Below are 21,255 nucleotides of genomic sequence, written 5' to 3' on the forward strand. Positions count from 1 at the left end.
CGAGAGGGACAGGTTTCAACAACCCGTGAGCGTGCGGCAGTTGAGACATCGCGTCAATACGCCCAGTGAAAGTTCTTGCTGTGAGTTTCAAGCCTCTTGCTGTAAACCTTTCGTTAGCGGTACGGTCGCGCCGGGTCGGAGCCAAGAGAGCCGCTATCGCTAGGAGTTCACACCGGTGATACATGTCAGACGGGTCGCGGCCGTCGCCGTCGCCGCCCTCGCCGCCGCGCTCGTGCAGCCCCTCGCCGCACACGCCGCCGCCCCGCCCGCCCCGCCCTCCGACGCGAAGCTCGCCGCCGAGCCCGCCCGGCACGACGACACCCGGGAGCAGTTCTACTTCGTCATGCCGGACCGCTTCGCCAACGGCGACACCGGCAACGACAAGGGCGGCCTCACCGGCTCCCGCCTCTCCACCGGCTACGACCCCACCGACAAGGGCTTCTACCAGGGCGGCGACCTCAAGGGGCTGACCAACCGGCTCGACTACATCAAGGGGCTCGGCACCACCGCCATCTGGATGGCGCCGATCTTCAAGAACAGGCCCGTGCAGGGGACGGGGAGCAACGCCTCCGCCGGCTACCACGGTTACTGGATCACCGACTTCACCCAGGTCGACCCGCACTTCGGGACCAACAAGGACCTTCGGACCCTCATCTCCAAGGCGCACGCCAAGGGCATGAAGGTCTTCTTCGACGTCATCACCAACCACACCGCCGACGTCGTCGACTATGAAGAGAAGTCCTACGACTACCTCTCCAAGGGCGCCTTCCCCTACCTGACCAAGGACGGGCAGCCCTTCGACGACGCCGACTACGCGGACGGGAAGAAGAAGTTCCCGGCCGTCTCCACCGCCTCCTTCCCGCGCACGCCGACCGTGACGAGCGACAGCAAGGTGCCGTCGTGGCTCAACGACCCGACGATGTACCACAACCGCGGTGACTCGACGTTCGCCGGCGAGTCCGCGACCTACGGCGACTTCTCCGGCCTGGACGACCTGTGGACCGAGCGGCCCGAGGTCGTCAGCGGCATGGAGAAGATCTACGAGCGGTGGGTGAAGGACTTCGCCATCGACGGCTTCCGGATCGACACCGTCAAGAACGTCAACATGGAGTTCTGGACCCAGTGGGCGACCGCGCTCGACAAGTACGCGGCGCGGCACGGCCGTAGGAACTTCTTCATGTTCGGCGAGACCTACTCCGCCGACACGTCCGTCACCTCGCCGTACGTCACCCAGGGCCGCCTCGACGCGACCCTCGACTTCCCCTTCCAGGACGCGGCCCGCTCCTACGCCTCCCAGGGCGGCAGCGCACAGAAGCTGTCGAGCGTCTTCGGCGACGACTACAAGTACACGACCGACAAGGCGAACGCCTACGAGCAGGTCACCTTCCTCGGCAACCACGACATGGGCCGGATCGGGTACTTCCTGGAGCAGGACAACCCGAAGGCCACGGACGCCGAACTGCTCGCCAAGGACAGGCTCGCCAACGAGGTGATGTTCCTCAGCCGGGGCAACCCGGTCGTCTACTACGGCGACGAGCAGGGCTTCACCGGATCCGGCGGGGACAAGGACGCCCGGCAGACGATGTTCGCGTCGAAGGTCGCCGACTACCTGGACGACGACGAGATCGGCACCGACCGCACCGCCGCCAGCGACTCCTACGACACGAGTGCGCCGCTCTACAAGCAGATCAGTGCTCTCTCCAAGCTCCGCAAGGACAACCCGGCCCTCGCCGACGGCGTCCAGACCGAGCGCTACGCGGCCGACGGTGCCGGCATCTACGCCTTCACCCGGACGGACGCCAGGACCGGCCAGGAGTACGTCGTCGCCTTCAACAACGCCGACACGGCCAAGACGGCGGCCTTCGCCACCGGCTCCGCCGGCATGCGCTACCGGGCGCTCTACGGCACCGACGGCAGCGTCACCTCCGGTACGGACAACCGCGTGACCGTCACCGTCCCCGCCGAGTCCGCCGTCGTCTACAAGGCGGCCGGCCCCCTCGACAGGCCCGCCACCGCCCCGACGATCACCCTCCAGGCCCCGGCCGCCGGCGCCACCGGCACCGTCGACCTCACCGCGGACGTCACCGGCGGACAGCTCGACCGCGTCGTCTTCGCCGCCCAGGTGGGCAACGGCCGGTGGACCACCCTCGGCTCCGCCGACCACGCCCCGTACAAGGTCACCCAGAGCCTCGCCAAGGATCTCCCGGCCGGCACCGCCCTGCGCTACAAGGCGGTCGTCGTCGACTCCGCCGGGCACACCTCCAGTGCCCTGGCCGAGAGCACCTCCGGCACCCCGCCCGTCGCCGAGACGCCCACCGCCTCCTCCCGGGACTACGCGGTCGTCCACTACAAGCGCACCGACGGCGACTACGACAACTGGGGCCTGTACGCCTGGGGCGACCTCGCCGACGGCGAGGCGACCACCTGGCCCGCCGGCCACCCCTTCACCGGCCGGGACGCGTACGGCGCCTTCGCCTACGTCAAGCTGAAGCCCGGCGCCACGAACATCGGCTTCCTCGTCGTCGACAAGGACGGCAACAAGGACGTCTCCGCCGACCGCTCCATCGACGTCACCAAGACGGGCGAGGTCTGGATCGAGCAGGGGAAGACGGACGTACTCACGACGAAGCCCGACTACCCCGCCCAGGACACCACCAAGGCGGTCATCCACTACCACCGGGCCGACGGGGACTACGACGGCTGGGGCCTGCACGTCTGGACGGGTGCCGCCGACCCCACCGACTGGTCGAACCCCCTGAAGCCGGTGCGGACCGACGCCTATGGCGCGGTCTTCGAGGTACCGCTCACCGAGGGTGCCAGCAGCCTCAGTTACATCATCCACAAGGGCGACGAGAAGGATCTCGCCGCCGACCAGTCCCTCGACCTCAAGTCCAGCGGCTACGAGGTGTGGCTGCTGAACGGCCAGGAGAAGTACCTGCTCCCGCAGCCCGCCGGCAGCGCGGCCGCGCTCGACCTGTCCGCCTCCAAGGCGGTCTGGATCGACCGGAACACGGTCGCCTGGGACGGCGTCGACGGCGCGGTCTCCACCCAGCTGGTCTACTCCCGCGACGGTTCGATCGCCGTCAAGGACGGGACGCTGACGAGCGACGACGAGCGGTGGCTGCGGCTGACGAAGACCACCCTCACCGACGCGCAGAAGGCCGAGTTCCCGTACCTGAAGGACTACACGGGCTGGTCGGTCGACCCGCGCGACCGGGACCGGGTGCGCCAGGCGCTCGGCGGACAGCTCGTCGCCTCCCAGCGCGCAGCCAACGGCGCGGTGCTGGCCGCGACCGGCGTGCAGATCGCCGGGGTGCTCGACGACGTGTACGCCAAGGCCACGACGGCGGACCTCGGCCCGGTCTTCCACCACGGAAAGCCGACCCTCTCCGTCTGGGCGCCGACCGCACAGTCCGTCGCCCTCGAACTCGACGGCTCGGCAAAGACGATGCACCGCGACTCCGCGACCGGCGTCTGGTCCGTCACCGGCTCCGCGTCCTGGAAGAACAAGCCCTACCGGTACGTCGTGAAGGTGTGGGCGCCCACGGTCCAGAAGGTCGTCACCAACAAGGTCACCGACCCCTACTCGGTCGCCCTCACCGCCGACTCGGAGCGCAGCCTCGTCGTCGACCTCAACGACAAGTCCCTCGCCCCGGGCGGCTGGTCGACGTACACCAAGCCCAGGGCCGTCCCGCTGAAGGACGCCCAGATCCAGGAGCTGCACGTCCGGGACTTCTCGGCGGCGGACACCACGGTCCCGGCGGCGGAGCGGGGCACCTACCTCGCCTTCACCGACAAGGACAGCGACGGCTCCAAGCACCTCAAGTCCCTGACCAAGTCCGGGACTTCGTACGTGCATCTCCTCCCGGTCTTCGACTTCGCCACCGTGCCCGAGAAGAAGGCCGACCAGGCGAGCCCCGACTGCGACCTGGCCTCCTACCCCGCCGACTCGGAGAAGCAGCAGGAGTGCGTCTCGGCGGTTGCCGCGAAGGACGCCTACAACTGGGGCTACGACCCGTACCACTTCACGGTCCCCGAGGGGTCGTACGCCACCGACCCGGACGGCACCGCGCGCACGGTCCAGTTCCGGAAGATGGTCAAGTCCCTGAACCAGGACGGGCTGCGGGTCGTCATGGACGTCGTCTACAACCACACGGCGGCCAGTGGCGAGGCGGACACCAGCGTCCTCGACCAGATCGTGCCCGGCTACTACCAGCGGCTGCTCGCCGACGGTAGCGTCGCCAACAGCACCTGCTGCGCCAACACCGCGCCCGAGAACGCCATGATGGGCAAGCTGGTGGTGGACTCGATCGTCACCTGGGCGAAGGAGTACAAGGTCGACGGCTTCCGCTTCGACCTGATGGGCCACCACCCGAAGGCCAACATCCTGGCCGTCCGCAAGGCGCTCGACGCGCTCACCCTGAAGAAGGACGGCGTCGACGGCAAGAAGATCATCCTGTACGGCGAGGGGTGGAACTTCGGCGAGGTCGCCAACGACGCCCGCTTCGTCCAGGCCACCCAGGCCAACATGGCCGGCACCGGCATCGCCACCTTCTCCGACCGGGCCCGGGACGCCGTACGCGGCGGCAGCCCCTTCGACGACGACCCCGGCGTCCAGGGCTTCGCCTCCGGGCTCTACACCGACCCCAACTCCTCCACCGCCAACGGCACTGCGGCCGAGCAGAAGGCCCGGCTGCTGCACTACCAGGACCTGATCAAGGTCGGGCTGACCGGCAACCTCGCCAAGTACCGGTTCACCGACACCGACGGCCAGGAGGTCTCCGGCGCGGAGATCGACTACAACGGCTCGCCCGCCGGATACGCCGACGCGCCCGGCGACGCCCTCGCCTATGTCGACGCGCACGACAACGAGTCACTGTTCGACGCGCTGACGTACAAACTGCCGTCCGGCACCTCCGCGTCCGACCGGGCGCGGATGCAGGTCCTGGCGATGGCCACGGCCGCCCTCTCACAGGGGCCGTCGCTCTCCCAGGCCGGCACCGACCTGCTGCGCTCCAAGTCCCTGGACCGCAACTCCTTCGACAGCGGCGACTGGTTCAACGCCATCCACTGGAACTGCGCCGACGGCAACGGCTTCGGCCGCGGGCTGCCGACGGCCGCCGACAACCAGTCCAAGTGGTCCTACGCGAAGCCGTTGCTGACCTCGGTGAAGGTCGGGTGCCCGCAGATCGACGGGGCCTCGGCCGCCTACCAGGACCTGCTGAGGATCCGGACGACCGAGAAGGCGTTCTCGCTCGGCACGGCCGCGCAGGTGCAGTCGAAGCTCTCCTTCCCGCTCTCCGGCAAGGACGAGACGGCCGGGGTGATCACCATGGAACTGGGTGACCTGGTCGTCGTGTTCAACGCGAGCCCGGAGCGGCAGGAGCAGCGGGTGGGCACCCTGGCCGGAACCGGTTACCGGCTGCACCCGGTGCAGGCCTCGGGCGCGGACTCCGTCGTCAAGTCCGCTTCGTACGAGCGGGAAACGGGTACGTTCACCGTTCCGGGGCGCACGGTGGCGGTGTTCTCCCGGACCACGTGACCGCGGCCTTACGTTGGTGGGGCAGGCCCGGCACTACCCCCAGCTACCGCTGGGGGTACCCCCAGGTTCTGCCCCACCGGCGTTGTCCAGGGGCTGGGAGTATGGACGTCAACGGCAAGCTGACAGACACGACCGTGCTGGTCGTGGACGCCACGGCCGCGAGCCGCTACGCGATCGGCACCGTACTGCGCCGGGCCGGTCACGAGGTCGTCGCGGTGACCGGCGGCCGCGAGGCGCTCAGCGAACTCGACGTACGGCGGCGCAAGGGCAAGCTGCCCGACGTGGCCCTCATCGACGTGCACCTGCCGGACATGAGCGGTTTCGAGCTGTGCCGCCGGCTCAAGGAGCGGCCGCACATGGCCGGTCTGCCCGTCGTGCACTTCTCCGCGCACTCCGTGGTGCCCGCGGACCGCTGCCCGGGGCTGGAGTCGGGGGCCGAGGCCTATCTGACGGTGCCCGCCGAGCCGGAGGACATCGAGGCCGTGGTCCGGGCCGTGGTGCGCGCCGCCCGGCTGCGCGCCGACGACCAGGCGCTGGTACGGCGGCTGCGGCTGCTGTCGGAGACCATCGTCACCATCCAGGCGGCCCGCTCGCTGCACGAACTCGCCGACGCCGCGGCCGACGGCGCCGCCCGGCTCCTCGGCTGCCCCGCCGCCGTCTTCGTCCTCGACCAGGACGACGAGCTGTACCGGGGCCTGTACCGGGAGCGCACCTCGCTCGTGCTGCCCGACGAGGACGCCCACCGGACGGTGCGCGCCCTGCTGCGACGGCTCACCAAAGGGCAGTCCGGGGTGCAGATCACCACCGTGCCGGCGCCGCTGTGGCCCGCCGGGTTCTTCCGGCCCGGAGTGCAGCACGACGCCCGGCTGGCGCTCGTCCTCACCCAGGACGGCAAGGCGCCGGTCTGCCTGGCCACGCCCACCCGCGGGCTGCGCCGGGTCAGCCCCGAGGGCGAGGCGCTGCTGGCCCAGCTGGCCCAGGCCACCGCGCTCGCCGCCGAGCCCCTGCTCATGTACCAGGTGGAGCGGCATGTCGCGCTCACCCTCCAGCACAGCTTCCTGCCCCGTCCGCACCAGCTGCCGGAGCTGCCGGGCGTCGACATAGCGGTGCGCTACGAACCCGCCTCCCAGGAGACGGAGATCGGCGGCGACTTCTATGCCGCGCTGCGGGTCGGCGACGGGGTGCTGACCGCGGTGGGGGACGTCGTGGGGCACTCGCTGGACGCGGCCACCGTCATGGTCGAACTCCGGCACGCGCTGCGCGCCTACTGCCTCACGGAGAGCGACCCGGCCGCGCTCGCCGAACGGCTCGACCAGCTGCTGCGGCACTACCACGCCGATGTCACGGCCACGGTCTGCCTGGCCCTGATCGATCCGGCGACCGGGCGCACCCGCATCGCCAACGCGGGCCACATCCCGCCGCTGGTACTCGGTGACGACGGCAGCGCCGAGTACGTCAAGGCGTCCGGTCCGCTGCTCGGGGTGGGCCTGCCGCACCCGCCGCCCACCGAGCTGGTCCTCGCACCCACCGACCGGCTCCTCATGGTCACCGACGGCCTGATCGAGACCCGCGGCACCGACCTCGCGGTCTCGATGGAACACCTCCGGGCCGCCGCCGGCGGCGCCCTGCCCGGCCTGGAGGCCCTGTGCGACACCCTCCTCACCAGCTTCGGCCGGGACCGCGAGGACGACGTCGCCCTGCTGGCGCTGAGCCTGGCGAACTAGGCTGAGCCCCGGTAGCCGTAGAACAGGAGCGCTGATGCCGCAGATCACCGTCGACTACACCGCTGTGCTGACCGACGAGGGCGCCTTCGACACGAACGGTTTCGTACGGGCGCTGCACGAGACAGTCGTCGAGATCGCCGCCGCCAAGCCGGAGGCCTGCAAGACCATGTTCCGGGACGGGTACTCCGCGTACGGATACAACGCCATGGACCAGAGCGACGCCCTCGTGCATGTGACCATCGGGCTTCTCGCCGGACGCACCGAGGAGACGAAGGCGAAGCTCACGGAGGCCGTGCTGGAGTTGGTCCGCAGCCATGTGACGCCCACCGACGGGATCACCCTGCACGTCTCCGCCGAGGTACGGGACCTGGACCCGTCCTACCGGAAGTACGAGGGCTAGGTCTGCTTCTGCCGGTTGTTCGGCTGGCGCGCCGTCGTGGCCGGCCGCGCAGTCCCCCGCGCCCCTTACGGGGGCGCTGCCTGAGGCCCCGTAAGGGGCGCGGGGAACTGCGCGACCAGCCCCCACGGCGCCGCAGCCGACCGACGGCACACGGCGCCCCTACAGGGCTAGCCCGCCAACGCGATCAGCCGGGCGGCGAGGTCCGCGAACGGGCCGTCGGTCGGTTCGTCCTGGACCATCCGCTTCACCAGTGCCGTCATCTCCTCGTCGTACGCCGCACTCACCGCCGTCAGCGCCGCGAAGTCGTGGACGAGCTGCACCTCCAGCTCGCCGCGCGGAATCCGCCGCCCGTCCAGCCAGATCAGTGCCGTCGACTCGGCGAGCGAGATCCAGGAACGGATGACCAGTTCGAGGCGGGCCGGTGCCTCGGTGATGTCGAGGTGCGCGAGGATCTGCTCGTAGGCGACCTGCCGTACGGAGTCGATGAGCGCGTTGGTCGCCGAGGAGCCGACCGCCGGGCCGCCGCGCATCAACGCGGCGAAGCCGGGCCCGTGTTCGTCGACGAAGTCGAAGAAGCGGCGCATCACGCGTAGCAGCCGGGCCCCGAGCGGGCCCTCGTGCGGCTCGCTGAAGCGGCCCGCGAGATCCTCCGAAGCACGCTTCAACGCGGCCTCGTACAGGCTGAGTTTGCCGGGGAAGTAGTGGTAGACGAGCGGCCGTGAGATGCCCGCGGCCGAGGCTATCTCGTCGATGGAGACCTCGTCGGGCGAGCGACGGCTGAACAGTTCGAGGGCGACGCCGATCAACTGCTGCCGCCGCTCCTCGACTCCCATCCTGCGGCGTACCCCGGTTGTCATGCGAACACCTTACCGATCGGATCCGGCCTCCCACGGACCCGACCCTTCACGGGTGTTCACAGATCCAGCACAAGTCTCCCACTTCGCGCCCGCGATACACAGATGAGCATCGAGTCGGCACGCTCCGTGTCGGTCAGCAGCTCGTCCCGGTGTTCCACTTCCCCTTCCAGCACGCGCTGTTGACAGGTCCCGCAGAAACCCTGCGCACAGGAGTACGGCGTGTCGGGCAGCTCCGCCCGTACCGCGGCCAGCACCGTCGAGTCGGCCGGGACCGCCAGCGTCCGTCCGCTGCGCCGGAGTTCCAGCTCGAAGGCGCGGTTGCCGCCGGTCTCGGCGCGCGGCGCGAAACGTTCGAGCCGGACGGCCGGGAACCGCTCCTCCACCGCCGCCAGCAGCCCCTCCGGACCGCAGCAGTACACCGCCGCGCCCTCCGGGACGGTCAGCGCGTCGAGGTCGGGGCGCCCGTCCTCGTCCTCCGCGACGACCGTGACCCGGTCGTCCCCGGCGAACTCCTCGAGGAAGGGCATGGACCGGCGGTTCCGCCCGCAGTAGAGCAGCCGCCACGCCACCCCCTCCGGCAGGGCCCGCACCATCGACAGGACCGGCGTGATCCCGATGCCCCCGGCCACGAACACGTAGGACCCGGCCTCGACGAGCGGGAAACGGTTGCGCGGCCCGCGCACCTCCAGCTCCATGCCCTCCGCGATCTGCTCGTGGACCTCCCGTGAACCGCCCCGCCCGTCGGCGACCAGCCGGGTGGCGATCGTGTACGACGAGGTGTCGGCCGGATCCCCGCAGAGCGAGTACTGCCGGACCAGTCCGGACGGCAGGACCACGTCGAGATGGGCACCCGGTTCCCAGCCCGGCAACTGCCCGCCCTCCAGACGCAGTTCGACGACCCCGTCGGCGATCGTCCGGCGCGAGGCGACAAGCAGCCGCAGCGCCCGGGAGCGCGGCTGCCCGGAGGTCGGCGGATCCAGGGCCGGCATCGGCCACAGCGGGGAGGCCTCGATGCGGCGGCGCAGGGCCCGCTTCACGAGCAGCGCGGCGCCCGCGACGGCGACGACGGTCCGCAGCCTCGGCATCACGCACCCTCCTTCTCGGCGGCCAGCGCGGCGGGGGAGGAGGCCAGATAGGCGACCGCCTGGGCGGTGGAGCCCTCCTGGGAGGGGTGGTAGCCGCGGCTCAGGTACGTCGGGATCGACCTCAGCATGTCGCCGGTGGTGGGGAGCGTGCCGCGCCGGCCGGCGAGGTAGAAGTCCCGGAGCCGGGCCCGGCCCTCGACGAGCGTCGGGTCGTTCGCCATGAAGAAGCGGGCACCGCGCTGCCACAGGAACACGATCGCCGTGAACGCCGTCGCCCAGGTCCGCACCCGGCGCCGGTAGCCGCCGTCGACATGCAGGAACAGGTCGAAGGCGACCGACCGGTGCTCGACCTCCTCGGCGCCGTGCCAGCGCAGCAGGTCCAGCATCATCGGATCGGCGCCGCGCCGGTCCAGCTCCTCGGCGTTGAGCACCCAGTCGCCGAGGAAGGCGGTGTAGTGCTCGATGGCCGCGATCAGCGCGACCCGTTCCAGGAGCCACCAGCGCCTGGCCTTCCCGGGCGGCAGGGTCCGGTCGCCGAGCAGCTTCTCGAAGAACCAGTCGACCTGCGCGGTGTACGGCGTCGGGTCGAGACCCTGTTCCCTGAGGTGGGGCAGCACCTCGTCATGGGCCTGGGAGTGCATCGCCTCCTGCCCGATGAACCCGACGACGTCCTCGCGCAGCCGCTCGTCGCGGATGAGGGGCAGCACCTGCTTGTAGACGTGCACGAACCATCGCTCGCCGGCGGGCAGCAGCATGTGCAGCACGTTGATGGTGTGCGTGGCGAAGGGATCGCCGGGCACCCAGTGCAGGGGGGTGCCCTCCCAGGCGAAGGACACGTTGCGGGCCTTGAGCGCGATGTGCTCGGACTGCACCGGCTGCGGCTGCTTGTTGGACATGGCGTCAATGTACTGACGGGTAGGGCGCCTGAGAAGCCCTGCGGACGACCTTGTTTACACCGACGTCAACAAGCTTGTACGCACTCTCTCCCGCCGCGACGGCGATCAGCCACGACGGTGAATCTGGGGGTCCCCCCCCCACGCCCTTAAGGCAGTGGGGGAGGTGCCGAACTCACCGCAACCCGCTGACCTCGCCGCCATCCACCAGTGTCCCCTCCAGCTCGGCCTGCGCCCCCTGCTTCGCCCTGGCCACCAGCTGCGTCCCCTGCGCCGACGCCGTGACCCCGCCGGTCGCCCGGATCGACGCGGTGTCGCGGCTGCCCGCGGCCAGCAGGTACCACTGGCCGCCCTCGGACTTCCACAACACCCCGGCCAGCACCTGCGGATCGCGCGGACCGCAGGCCGTCACATCGGCTCCCTTGGCCGCGACCGCCCCGTACCGGCTGCCCGGCGTCCGGAACTGCGCCAGCGCCACGGTCCCGTCGCCCCGCCAGGTCTCGGCACGCGTGCACACCCACGACCCGGTGCCGCCGGCGTCCGGCAGCTGCTGCTCGGCGAACGCCCACGCGTTGACACTGCGCACCCCGGCCGACCGCTCCGCGGCCAGCGAGCAGGCGAACGGCGCCCAGTCGCGCAGCGCCGCCGCCCCCGAGGCCTCGCCGGTGTCGCCGGGCCGCCCGGCGGTGAGCCGGGCCGGCACCAGTTCGCCCAGGTCGGTCGCGAGGTGCACACCCTGCGCGTCGGTCAGCTGGAGCACGTTCCAGGACGTGCACGCCCCCTGCTGCAGCGCGGAGCTGGCCAGCGGCCCGGTCACCCCGTCGGCCAGCCCGAGGTCCATCGCCCCCGCGGTCGGCTTCATCAGGTCCCGCTCGCCCGCCTTGGTCACCCAGGGGGCGGTCAGATAGCGGACGTTGCCGTCGGCACGGCCAAGGACCAGGGCACTCGCCTCCGCGCCGGTCGCGCCGTCGACACGGGCGAAGTCCAGGGCGGCGCCCTCGGTGCCGTCCTTCGGTTCGGCGTAGCGGGCGATGCGCAGACCGTCGTAGAAGACCACCACCCGGGCGCTGTCGACCACGCCCGCGTACAGCAGCTGGGGCGGTCCCGCCGGGCCGCCGGTCTGGGTGCCGGGGGTCGCCGAGACGCGGACGGTGTCGCCGGGGCGGGCCCAGACGGCGAGGGCGCGGCGCAGCAGCGTGGTGTCGCCGGTGAGGGCCCCGCGGGCCGGCCAGACCGAGAAGTCGGTGCGCGCGGCGGTCTGCCAGGCGGCGGCCGGGACCTTCGTCAGCTGGGCCGGGTCCAGGGCGGCCTGGGCGGCGGGGTTCTGCGCGTACACCGGGGCGGCCGCGCCGTCGGCACCCCAGCCGCCGCCCGGCAGCGCGACCAGCGCCCCGCACACCGCGAGGGCGGCAGCGGCGGCGAGCGCGGCCTTGGTGTGCTGGCGGCGGCGCATCAGGTCGGTGGGCCGGGCCTGCAGGGAACAGGGGTCGAACTCGGGGGAGTCGAGCAGCGGGTACTCGGCCGGGACGCCGTTCGCCTCGGCGAGCGCGCCCTCGGGGTGCTCGACACCGACCGCCCGCAGGATCTTGCGGACGTCGCCGTCGGGGAGCTGTTCGAGGCCGCGCAGCGCGTAGGCGGCGCGGGCCGGGCCGGAGAGGCCGGCGAGCCGCTGGTCCAGGGCGAGTTCGTCGGCGCCCCCGGAACGCGGGAAGAGCCTGAGGCCCCACACCTGGGGGAGCAGCGGCGGCAGCTGGGCGCGCTTGGGCCACGCGGTCAGCCGGAGCGGCCGGCCCGCCTCCAGTGCCGTACGCACCACTTCGAGCCGGACCAGCGAGTACCCGGGGTCGGCCTGCCGCCCGTTCGCCTGGGTCGGGATGACCGGGACCTGCCTGCGGCCCCGTGGCAGGGCCCGCTGGACCAGGGAGTGCGCGGTCAGGACGCGGCGGCCGCGCGCGAGCCCCGGCGGCAGCACCAGGTAGGCGAGCCGGACCAGCCGGGGATAGTGCTCGACGAGCGCGGCCTCGGCCTGCTCGACATCGACGGCCGGATGCGGGGCTCCGGCGGAGGCGGCTGCGTGACGCTGGGCTACATCCTGTGACTGCACGTCCTGAAGAACGAGCGACCCGTTGGTTGGTCACCGCCACACGGGTGACACTGCGGTGTCCGCACGATGTGAGCCGATGTGAGTGCTTCGCGGCCCGCAGCCGTATCGAAGGGGACGGGCCCCCTGAAGGCACCGGGGGCCGGCAACGCGACCGGAGGAACAGATGAGGTTGACCCGACCGATGCTCGCCGCGGCGGGCGCCGTGGCCGCCCTGGCGCTGGCGGGCTGTGGATCCGGAGACGGCAAGGCGGAGGCGAAGATCCCGGTCACCGCGACCGGCAGCCTGGAGAGCCTGGCCGCCAAGGTGAAGTGCACCCCCGACATGCAGATCGACTCCGACGAGGTCCGCCAGGCGATCTGCAAGGTCTCCGCCGGCAAGTTCGTCTTCGCCACCTTCGCCACCGACCGCGGGCAGCGCGAGTGGATCAACGACGCCAAGGACTACGGCGGTTTCTACCTCGTCGGCCGCAAGTGGGTCGCCGTCGGCACCGACAAGGTCGTCAAGGCGCTGCAGACCACGCTGGGCGGCGAGGAGGAGATCGGCACCGACCACAGCAAGCACACCGGCTGAGGTCCGCGGCACATACGAAAGCGGGCGGTGGGAGATTCCCACCGCCCGCTTCGTGTTACCGGCTAGCTACTGCTCACTGGCACTTGCGGCCGGTGTTGATGCAGTTGGCGATCTTCGCCGCCAGGTTGTTCTTGGTGATGCTGATGAAGTCGTCGTGGTCGGTCGACGGCTTGTGCAGCTGCTCCGGGAAGCCGTCCACCGCGTAGGCGTTCTTCACCGTGCCGTCCGCCTGGAGGGTGGGGGGCGTGATCTTGTAGACCAGACGCATCGTCAGCTGCGGGATCGCCTTGAAGCCGTTCCCGCAGACGCCGCTCGCCGCGTCCGCGAAGGCCACGTGCGTACGGTGGTTGGCGCTGTCGATGTTGACGCCGTCCCAGCAGCTCTGGAAGGCGAACGTCCGGACCACGTTGCTGCCCTGCGGGCAGATCGGGTACTGCGTCGTCAGCTGGACCTTGTTCTCGAAGCCGGTGCAGCTCCAGTGCGCGTTGGCGTTGGCCAGACCGTTGGTGGTGGTCTTGGCGTCACCGGTGATGATGCGCAGGAACTGGGGCATCGCGACGACCTTGCTGGCCGGGCTGCCGACGTACTTGATCTGCGCCTGGACCGGCGTCAGGATCTTGCCGACGTTGCCTTCCTTGCCACCGCCGTCCGCGTTCTGGTCGAAGTCCTGCGAGCCGTCCTGGACACGCACGACCGGCCAGTAGTACGACGACAGGTCGCTCTGGTTCTGGCAGGAGCTCGGCGCCGCCAGCATCGAGTCGTTGGTGGCGAACGCGTTGACCTTCTGGTTGCCGACGTAGTCGTGCAGGTGGTGCGCGCCGTTGGTCACGCCGGGCGCCACGATGACGTTGTCGGTGTTGTGGTTCTTGTTCTGGTTCGTACCACAACGGGTGGTGAAGGTACCGGTCGAGGCCTGGCCGGTCTTCGCCGGCTTGGACAGGACGTTCGGCGCGACCTTCGTGATGTCCACGAAGTCGGCCGCGACCGGGCCGTTGCCGGCCTGCCCGCCGATGTTGGCCGGGGCACTGGCGCTGGCGCTGGCGCTCGGGGCGGCGCTGGCCTGGCCGTTGTTCTGGCCGCCGTTGTTGTTCTGACCACCGTTGTTGTTGCCCTGCCCGGCGGTGGTCTGGTTGGCGGACTGCGTGGTGCAGGCGGCGAGCTGCGACAGCGAGTTGTCGAAGGTGCCACCGACCCGCGTGATGTCGAGCCTGATCCGGTTGATCGTGGCCGCCCGCTTCTCCTTCAGGGGGCCGACGATCGCGTTCTGCACGAAGTTGGCGTCGTTCGCCTGCGCCTGACGGGTGGAGGCGAGCCGGGCGTAGGCCTCGGTGATCTGCTTGTCGAGGTTCGCCAGCTCCGTCGCCACCCCCTGCTTGGCGTTGGCGGGCACGTTCGTCAGCTTCTGGCCGACGTCCGGGCAGGAGATCGTCGCGACCGCGGAGGCGGCGGCGGCTTTGGTGTAGTTCTGCGCCGAGTTGTTCGACTCGTGAGCCGAAGCGTTCATCTGCGCATAGAGCAGCCCGCCCCCGCCGAGTGCTACGGCCGCCGATGCGGCTATGACCTTGACGGTCAGCGGCGAACGGCGTTTGCGTATGTTGCGTCCCATGGAACTCCTCAGACCTTCCTTGCGGGGCGGCATCGAGGCGCCCGACAGGAGTGAAGCGGCGTCCTTTCATACGCAGGTCGCCTCAGAGGTGTTCAGCCGCCTCACAAATTCATCAGAGATTTGTTACGCACTTGGGGCACAACTGCCGTTTGAGCAGGGCAATTTCTGGAAAATTAGCGGTCGCGGTCAAGGTAGGCGAGCACCGCGAGGACGCGCCGATTGTCATCGTCCGACACCTCAAGTCCCAGTTTGGTGAAGATGTTGGACGTATGCTTGGCGATGGCCCGTTCCGTGACGACGAGCTGCCCGGCGATCGCCGCGTTCGACCGCCCCTGCGCCATCAGCTCCAGGACCTCCAGCTCCCGCGGTGTCAAGCCCCCCAGCGGCCGGTCGTCGGCCCGCCGGGACAGCAGCTGCTGGATCACCTGCGGGTCCATGGCCGTACCGCCCGCCGCGACCCGCCGTACGGCGTCCACGAACTGCTCCGCGTCGAACACCCGGTCCTTCAGCAGATAGCCCACCCCGCCGCTGCCGTCGGCCAGCAGCTCCCTCGCGTACAGCTGCTCCACGTGCTGGGAGAGCACCAGCACCGGCAGCCCCGGCCGGTCCCGCCGCGCCGTGAGCGCGCACTGCAGCCCCTCGTCGGTGTGCGTGGGCGGCAGCCGTACGTCGACCACGGCCACGTCCGGCTCCGACTCGGCCAGCGCGCGGGCGAGTTCGGGGCCGGACTCGACGGCGGCCGCGATCTCGAAGCCATGGGCCTCCAGCAGCCGGACCAGTCCGTCGCGCAGCAGGAACAGGTCTTCGGCTAGGACAACACGCACGGAATCTCCATGGTGACCATGGTGGGACCGCCCGCGGGGCTGCTGACGGCCAGGACACCGTCGAATGTACCCAGCCGCCGCTCCACCCCGGCGAGCCCCGACCCGGCGCCGATCACCGCGCCGCCCCTGCCGTGGTCGGTGACCGAGATCCGCAGCATGCCGCCGCCCTCCTCCACGTGATGCAGGTCCACCCAGATCCGGTCGGCGCCGGAGTGCTTGACCGCGTTGGTCAGCACCTCGCTCACCGCGAAGTACGCCGCCGACTCCACCGGCGCGTCCGCCCGCCCCGGCAGCTCCACCGCCACCTCCGTCGGCACCGGCAGCCGCAGCGCCAGCGCCCGTACGGCGTCCCCGAGCCCGCGCTCGGCCAGCACCGGCGGATGGATGCCCCGGACCAGGTCCCGCAGCTCGCCCAGCGCCTCCACGGACGCCTGCCGGGTCTGCGCGAGCAGCTGCCTGGCCTTCTCCGGATCCTTGTCCAGAAGCATCTCGATCGTCCCGAGGTCCATCCCCATGGCCACCAGCCGGGCCTGCGCCCCGTCGTGCAGATCCCGCTCGATCCGGCGCAGTTCGGCCGCCGAGGTGTCCACGGCGTCCTTCCGCGTCTCGGTCAACACCCGCACCCGCTCGACGAGTTCGCCCTGTCCGGGGTCGAGGACGGCACGGGTGAGCCGGAAGTGGGCGGTCAGCAGGGCGGGGGTGTAGCGGAAGGCGGCTACGAGGATGACAGCGCCGAGCGCGGCGGCGGCGAACGCGGTGGCCTGGCCGCTGACCGGCACGAAGCCGTACCAGTACGGGCCGTACTTCCCGTACGGCCCGCCGGTCATGGTCCGCCACAGGCCCGCCGCCAGCGCGAACCCCTCGAACGGATAGAACACCAGCACCGCCGGCAGCAGCGCGGTCACGAACCCTGCCGTCATGTCGACGAACAGCCACAGCACGTCCCGCCCGACCTGCGGGTCGCGCAGCATCCCGAAGGTCCTGGCCCACGGGTTGGCGTCCGCCGGAACCGCCCGGTACGCCGACCGGATCCGCACCCCGCACCACTCGAACGCCAGCCGCCGCCGCACGTCCGCCACGTCCCGCACCCCGCCCAGGATCCACGGCGTGGTGACGATCCCGACCCCGATCGGGATCAGCGCCACCGAGACCGCGACCAGCGTGAAGCAGAGCACCGAGACCGGCAGAATCACCAGCGCCAGCACCAGCCCGCGCACGGCGGCGAGCACGGTCTCCCGGGCCCGGTCGCGGAAGCCCCCGCTGTCTGTGTTCGTCGTCATGCGACCAGTCTCCCGAACCTTCCAGGACCGGGTCACTGGCCCGAAGCCCCATGTCAGGGGGTGGTGCCAGATACACCCCGGGGGCTCTGAGCGCTCCGCTGGAAGTGCCGCGACAGGCCGTGTGCCGACTGCGGCGCCGTCGTGGCTTGTCGCGCCCACGCGGCGGTGGCCGCATATCGGATACGGTCCCGCGCCCCTTACGGGGCCTCAGGCAGCGCCCTGAAGGGGCGCGGGGAACTGCGCGACAAGCCCCCACCGGCCCGCAGGTGAGATCACACCCCTTCCAACGGAATTCCAAGCACCCGCGCCTCGACATCGGGGTCGAGCCCCATCCCCGCCCGCACCGGCGCCGCCCCGCCGAGGCCCCGCAGCCATCGCCACGTGTCGGCCACCGTCTCCTCCGCCGGACGGCACATCAGCCCCGCCGCCAGCGCCCGCGACACGTCCAGGCCGTGGACCCCGTCGTGCAACTCGCTGTCCGCCGGCACCCACACCGGCAACTGCACCCACGGCTCGATCCCGGCGCCGAGGATCACCTCCGCATCGGTCCACCGGAGCTCCGCGTCCGAGCCGGTGCTCCGCCGGCAGGCTTCGAGCAACTCGCCCATCGTGGTGTGCCCGGGCGGCCCGACCAGGTTGTACGGCCCCGACAGACCCCGCTCGACCGCCCCGAGGGTCCACTCGGCGAGGTCGCGGGCGTCCACGAACTGCACGGGCAGGTCGCGCGGGCCCGGCGCCAGCACCGGCCCGCCCTTCGCGATCCGGTTCAGCCACCACGGCAGCCGGCCGACGTTCTCGTACGGCCCGAGGATCAGCCCGGCCCGCACCAGCACCGAACCGTCCGCCCCGAAGGACTCCTCGGCGGCCAGCTCACCGCCCAGCTTGTCCTGCGCGTACTCGGTCGCCTCCGCGTCGGCCGAGGCTCCCTTCACCAGCGGCGCCTCCTCGGTGTAGCCGGCGGGCCGGGGCCACTCGTAGACCGAGCAGCTCGACACGTACGTATACCGTCCGGCACGGCCCCGCAGCAGCCGTGCCGTCTCCCGCACCGCCCGGGGTGCGGCCGACCACGTGTCGACGACCGCGTCCCATTCGGTGCCGTCCGCCAGCGCGGTGAGGCCGTCGGGTGCGGTGCGGTCGCCGTGCAGCGACCGCACCCCGGACGGGGGCCGGCGGTTGCCCCGGTGGAAGACGGTCACCTCCCAGCCGCGCCCCAGAGCCGCCTCGACGACGGCCCGCCCCACGAACTCCGTACCGCCCAGCACCAGAAGTCTCATGCCGCCGATCGTGCCCGCGGGGGACGGCGGACGTAACGGGGTTCAGCCGAGGGCGGAGTTGCCCGTCGGCGACCCGTCAGCGGTCCCTCAACGGCCCGTCGGCGGGGTGTACTTGTATCCCACCCGGCGGACCGTCTGGATCGCCCGGCGGTGCTCCGCGCCGAGCTTGCGGCGCAGCCGGGCGACATGGACGTCGACCGTGCGGCCGTCGCCGACATGGCCGTAGCCCCAGACCGTGGTGACCAGCTGGTCGCGGGTGTGCACCCGGCCCGGATGCGCCACCAGATGGGCGAGCAGCTCGAACTCCAGGTAGGTGAGGTCGAGTTCACGTCCGTCGACCTGGGCGGTGCGCTCCACAGTGTCGACGGTGACGAGCGGCCGGGCGCCGGTCGCGACCGGTTCCTGGGCCGGCTCCTGCGGGTCCGGCACCGCGACCGGCAGGAAGGGCGGCTGCTGGTCCGCCGGGACCAGCACCAGGTAGCCGATCATCGGCGGCTGGCCCGGCAGGGTGGGCAGCGTGTGCTGCGGGGCGGGCAGCCAGGTGGCGCCCGGCGGCAGCAGGTCCGCCATGTCCACGACCTCGTCCCGGTCGACGGCACGCAGCCGGTGCCGGCCGGGCGAGGAGGAGGCGAGGGCGGAGGCGGGGGAGAGAGAACGAGTGGTCGCCATGAGACGTCAGCTCTTTCGCGCGAGGTGTCAGTCGGTCGGGACGACGGCCGCGATTCGTGGTCGGGCGCGCCGGGGACGTACTGCGTTCCGCGCTGGCCGAAGGCCGGGGTGTACGGCTTTAGAGGGCCCGCGCGTTCATCGCGCGGCAACACACCCGGTCGAAGTCGTGGTGCTGACGGGAAGGCCAGAACGGCTCAAGGTCCTGGCGACCCGTCGCGCTGCACTTCTGGAAGCTGGCCATGCGCCCATTGAAGCAGACACAGCCGGGAAACAGGACCCTCCTCTCACTGCTTGGACGCTTCCTTGGCATGACGTTGACGTTGCCCGCCTCACCCCACCAGGCGTTTGTGCCAGGTCAGCGGAGTCACCTCGATCGCCTTGTCCGGATTGCCGTCCCACACCGCGGACAGCCCCGCGGCGGCGAGCGCGGCGGCGACCTCGCGGCCGACGGCCGTGGTGGTGCCGGCGGAGGCGTCGAAGCCGCCGTAGTAGAGGCTGAGGCCGTGGCCCTCGGCGGCGCCGCGGGTGCCCTGGTGGTGGAAGAAGACGAACCCCCGCGCCCCGCCCGCGTCCTCGGCCTCGGCGCCTATCTCGCTCATTCCGCAGGAGCGGCAGCAGGCGAAGTCCTCGCGCGCGACGATGCCCGCGCGCTCCAGGCCCGCGAACGCCCGCGTCAGCCGGTCCGGGTCGGTGAGCCCGGTCCACGCCCGCTGCTCCGCCACCCGCTCCGTCCAGAGCCGCGCCACGATCTCCCGCGCCTGGGCGGAGGAGACCGGCGGCGGGCCGTCCTGGCCGCCGCCCTCCATCAGGTACACGGCCTCCTGGACCAGACGGTCGATGCCCAGGTATCCGTCCCGGAGCAGCGCGCGCACCTGTTCCTCGGCGCGGGCCGCCACCTCGGGCGCGAGCGCGGGCACTTCCTCGCGCGGCGGTATCCCGACCGGCTCCCAGGCGACCCCCGCGTCCCAGCCGTCGTCCTCCCGCGCCCAGCCGACGAGCAGGTCCGCCACCCGCTCCGGGTCCGTGAGGTCCGTACCGGAGAACTCGCCCGCGCCGCGCCGGTGTTCGAGGCGGTAGCCGCCGCCCTGCTCGTGCCACACCTGCGCGAACACGTCGGGCAGGTCCGGGATGCGCTGCGCGACCAGGAAGCGGTTCCCCGCCGCACCGAGCTCCCGCACCGCCGCCCGCAGCTCCTCCGGCGCACTCCACACGTACGTCTGCCCGCTCTCCGTCCAGGCGTTGACGGCGAGCACCTCGTCGATCTCCATGCCCCCACCATGGCATCCGCCACTGACAACGCCGAAGGGGCGCCCACCGCGATCGGTGGACGCCCCTTCCGGGAACCGGGTGGCCGGATCAGACCTGGTCGGCCTTCTCCAGCGCGGAGCAGCAGGTGTCGACGATCAGCCGCGTCACGACGTACGGGTCGACGTTGGCGTTCGGGCGGCGGTCCTCGATGTAGCCCTTGCCGTCCTTCTCGACCTGCCACGGGATACGGACCGAGGCACCGCGGTTGGAGACGCCGTAGGAGTACTCGTTCCACGGGGCGGTCTCGTGCAGACCGGTCAGGCGGTCGTCGATGCCGGCGCCGTAGTTCTTGACGTGGTCGAGCGGCTTGGAGCCCTCACCGAGCGACTCGCAGGCGGTGATGATCGCGTCGTAGCCCTCGCGCATCGCCTTGGTGGAGAAGTTGGTGTGCGCGCCGGCGCCGTTCCAGTCGCCCTTGACCGGCTTGGGGTCGAGGGTGGCGGAGACGCCGAAGTCCTCGGCGGTGCGGTAGAGCAGCCAGCGGGCCACCCACAGGTGGTCGGAGACCTCCAGCGGGGAGACCGGGCCGACCTGGAACTCCCACTGGCCGGGCATGACCTCGGCGTTGATGCCGGAGATCGCGAGACCCGCCTTCAGGCAGTTGTCCAGGTGCGCCTCGACGATCTCGCGGCCGAAGATCTCGTCGGCGCCGACACCGCAGTAGTAGCCGCCCTGGGGGGCCGGGAAGCCGCCCTCGGGGAAGCCCAGCGGACGGGAGCCGTCGAAGAAGGTGTACTCCTGCTCGATGCCGAAGATCGGCTCCTGCGCGGCGAACTTCTCCGCGACCTCGGTCAGCGCGGCACGCGTGTTGGAGGAGTGCGGGGTGAAGTCGATGTCGAGGACCTCGCACAGGACGAGGATGTCGTCGCCGCCGCGGATCGGGTCCGGGCAGGTGAAGACAGGCTTCAGCACACGGTCCGAGGAGTGCCCCTCGGCCTGGTTCGTGGAGGACCCGTCGAAGCCCCAGATCGGCAGCGCGTCCAGACCGGCGGGCGCGCCCGCTATGATCTTCGTCTTCGAACGCAGCTTGGCCGTCGGCTCGGTGCCGTCGATCCAGATGTACTCAGCCTTGAAGGTCACGGGCCACATCCTTCGGGGTGGGTCGGGCGCACTTGCGG

At 71.1% G+C, this 21,255-nt stretch carries 15 protein-coding genes; 4 read left to right on the top strand and 11 right to left on the bottom strand.

What is annotated here, in order from left to right; all coding sequences use genetic code 11:
• The first annotated feature begins 175 nt into the window (after nucleotides 1-175).
• The 3 genes from pulA to KVT45_RS32120 all read left to right on the top strand — a co-directional run bounded on the left by pulA (nucleotide 176) and on the right by KVT45_RS32120 (nucleotide 7,666).
• On the top strand, nucleotides 176-5,542 hold the full coding sequence (gene pulA / locus KVT45_RS32110; RefSeq protein ID WP_217552653.1) for a pullulanase-type alpha-1,6-glucosidase: 5,367 nt from the start codon (nucleotides 176-178) through the stop codon (nucleotides 5,540-5,542).
• A gap of 101 nt (nucleotides 5,543-5,643) precedes the next feature.
• On the top strand, nucleotides 5,644-7,266 hold the full coding sequence (locus KVT45_RS32115; RefSeq protein WP_217552654.1) for a fused response regulator/phosphatase: 1,623 nt from the start codon (nucleotides 5,644-5,646) through the stop codon (nucleotides 7,264-7,266).
• Between the two features lie 34 nt (nucleotides 7,267-7,300).
• Nucleotides 7,301-7,666, top strand: coding sequence for a 5-carboxymethyl-2-hydroxymuconate Delta-isomerase (locus KVT45_RS32120; RefSeq protein ID WP_217552655.1), 366 nt, complete (start codon nucleotides 7,301-7,303; stop codon nucleotides 7,664-7,666).
• Nucleotides 7,667-7,833: 167 nt separating this feature from the next.
• On the opposite strand, the gene KVT45_RS32125 is transcribed toward KVT45_RS32120, so the two are convergent.
• The 4 genes from KVT45_RS32125 to KVT45_RS32140 form a co-directional block, all read right to left on the bottom strand.
• Nucleotides 7,834-8,523, bottom strand: coding sequence for a TetR/AcrR family transcriptional regulator (locus tag KVT45_RS32125; RefSeq protein ID WP_217552656.1), 690 nt, complete (start codon nucleotides 8,521-8,523; stop codon nucleotides 7,834-7,836).
• Between the two features lie 56 nt (nucleotides 8,524-8,579).
• Nucleotides 8,580-9,608 carry a PDR/VanB family oxidoreductase gene (locus KVT45_RS32130; RefSeq protein ID WP_217552657.1) on the bottom strand — a complete coding sequence of 343 codons (1,029 nt, stop codon included), beginning with the start codon at nucleotides 9,606-9,608 and terminating at the stop codon, nucleotides 8,580-8,582.
• Entirely contained in the window at nucleotides 9,608-10,504 is an 897-nt protein-coding gene (locus KVT45_RS32135) for a metal-dependent hydrolase (RefSeq protein WP_217552658.1), read from the bottom strand. The genes KVT45_RS32130 and KVT45_RS32135 overlap by 1 nt, the downstream gene beginning before the upstream one ends.
• A 172-nt stretch (nucleotides 10,505-10,676) precedes the next feature.
• Entirely contained in the window at nucleotides 10,677-12,605 is a 1,929-nt protein-coding gene (locus KVT45_RS32140; RefSeq protein WP_217552659.1) for a hypothetical protein, read from the bottom strand.
• 163 nt (nucleotides 12,606-12,768) lie between these two features.
• Here KVT45_RS32140 and KVT45_RS32145 point away from each other — a divergent pair, with 163 nt between their 5' ends.
• Nucleotides 12,769-13,176, top strand: coding sequence for a hypothetical protein (locus tag KVT45_RS32145; RefSeq protein ID WP_089101223.1), 408 nt, complete (start codon nucleotides 12,769-12,771; stop codon nucleotides 13,174-13,176).
• Between the two features lie 73 nt (nucleotides 13,177-13,249).
• Here the strand turns inward: KVT45_RS32145 and KVT45_RS32150 are convergent, their stop codons facing one another.
• The 7 genes from KVT45_RS32150 to glnII form a co-directional block, all read right to left on the bottom strand.
• Complete coding sequence (locus KVT45_RS32150; RefSeq protein ID WP_217552660.1) at nucleotides 13,250-14,782, bottom strand: DUF1996 domain-containing protein; 1,533 nt, start codon at nucleotides 14,780-14,782, stop codon at nucleotides 13,250-13,252.
• A gap of 173 nt (nucleotides 14,783-14,955) precedes the next feature.
• Nucleotides 14,956-15,606, bottom strand: a complete 651-nt coding sequence (locus KVT45_RS32155) for a response regulator transcription factor (RefSeq protein ID WP_217552661.1) — start codon at nucleotides 15,604-15,606, stop codon at nucleotides 14,956-14,958.
• Entirely contained in the window at nucleotides 15,591-16,886 is a 1,296-nt protein-coding gene (locus KVT45_RS32160; RefSeq protein WP_217552662.1) for a sensor domain-containing protein, read from the bottom strand. Before KVT45_RS32160 ends, KVT45_RS32155 begins: the two co-directional genes overlap by 16 nt.
• A 272-nt stretch (nucleotides 16,887-17,158) precedes the next feature.
• Entirely contained in the window at nucleotides 17,159-18,160 is a 1,002-nt protein-coding gene (locus KVT45_RS32165) for an SDR family oxidoreductase (protein WP_217552663.1), read from the bottom strand.
• An 87-nt stretch (nucleotides 18,161-18,247) separates the two neighbouring features.
• On the bottom strand, nucleotides 18,248-18,829 hold the full coding sequence (locus KVT45_RS32170) for a winged helix-turn-helix domain-containing protein (RefSeq protein ID WP_217552664.1): 582 nt from the start codon (nucleotides 18,827-18,829) through the stop codon (nucleotides 18,248-18,250).
• 329 nt (nucleotides 18,830-19,158) lie between these two features.
• A complete protein-coding gene (locus tag KVT45_RS32175; RefSeq protein WP_217552665.1) occupies nucleotides 19,159-20,097 on the bottom strand; it encodes a hypothetical protein in 939 nt (312 codons plus the stop codon).
• Nucleotides 20,098-20,185: 88 nt separating this feature from the next.
• A complete protein-coding gene (gene glnII, locus KVT45_RS32180; RefSeq protein ID WP_217552666.1) occupies nucleotides 20,186-21,217 on the bottom strand; it encodes a glutamine synthetase in 1,032 nt (343 codons plus the stop codon).
• Nucleotides 21,218-21,255 lie beyond the last annotated feature (38 nt).

Source organism: Streptomyces sp. GbtcB6 (assembly GCF_019091475.1).
GTDB lineage: Bacteria > Actinomycetota > Actinomycetes > Streptomycetales > Streptomycetaceae > Streptomyces > Streptomyces hyaluromycini.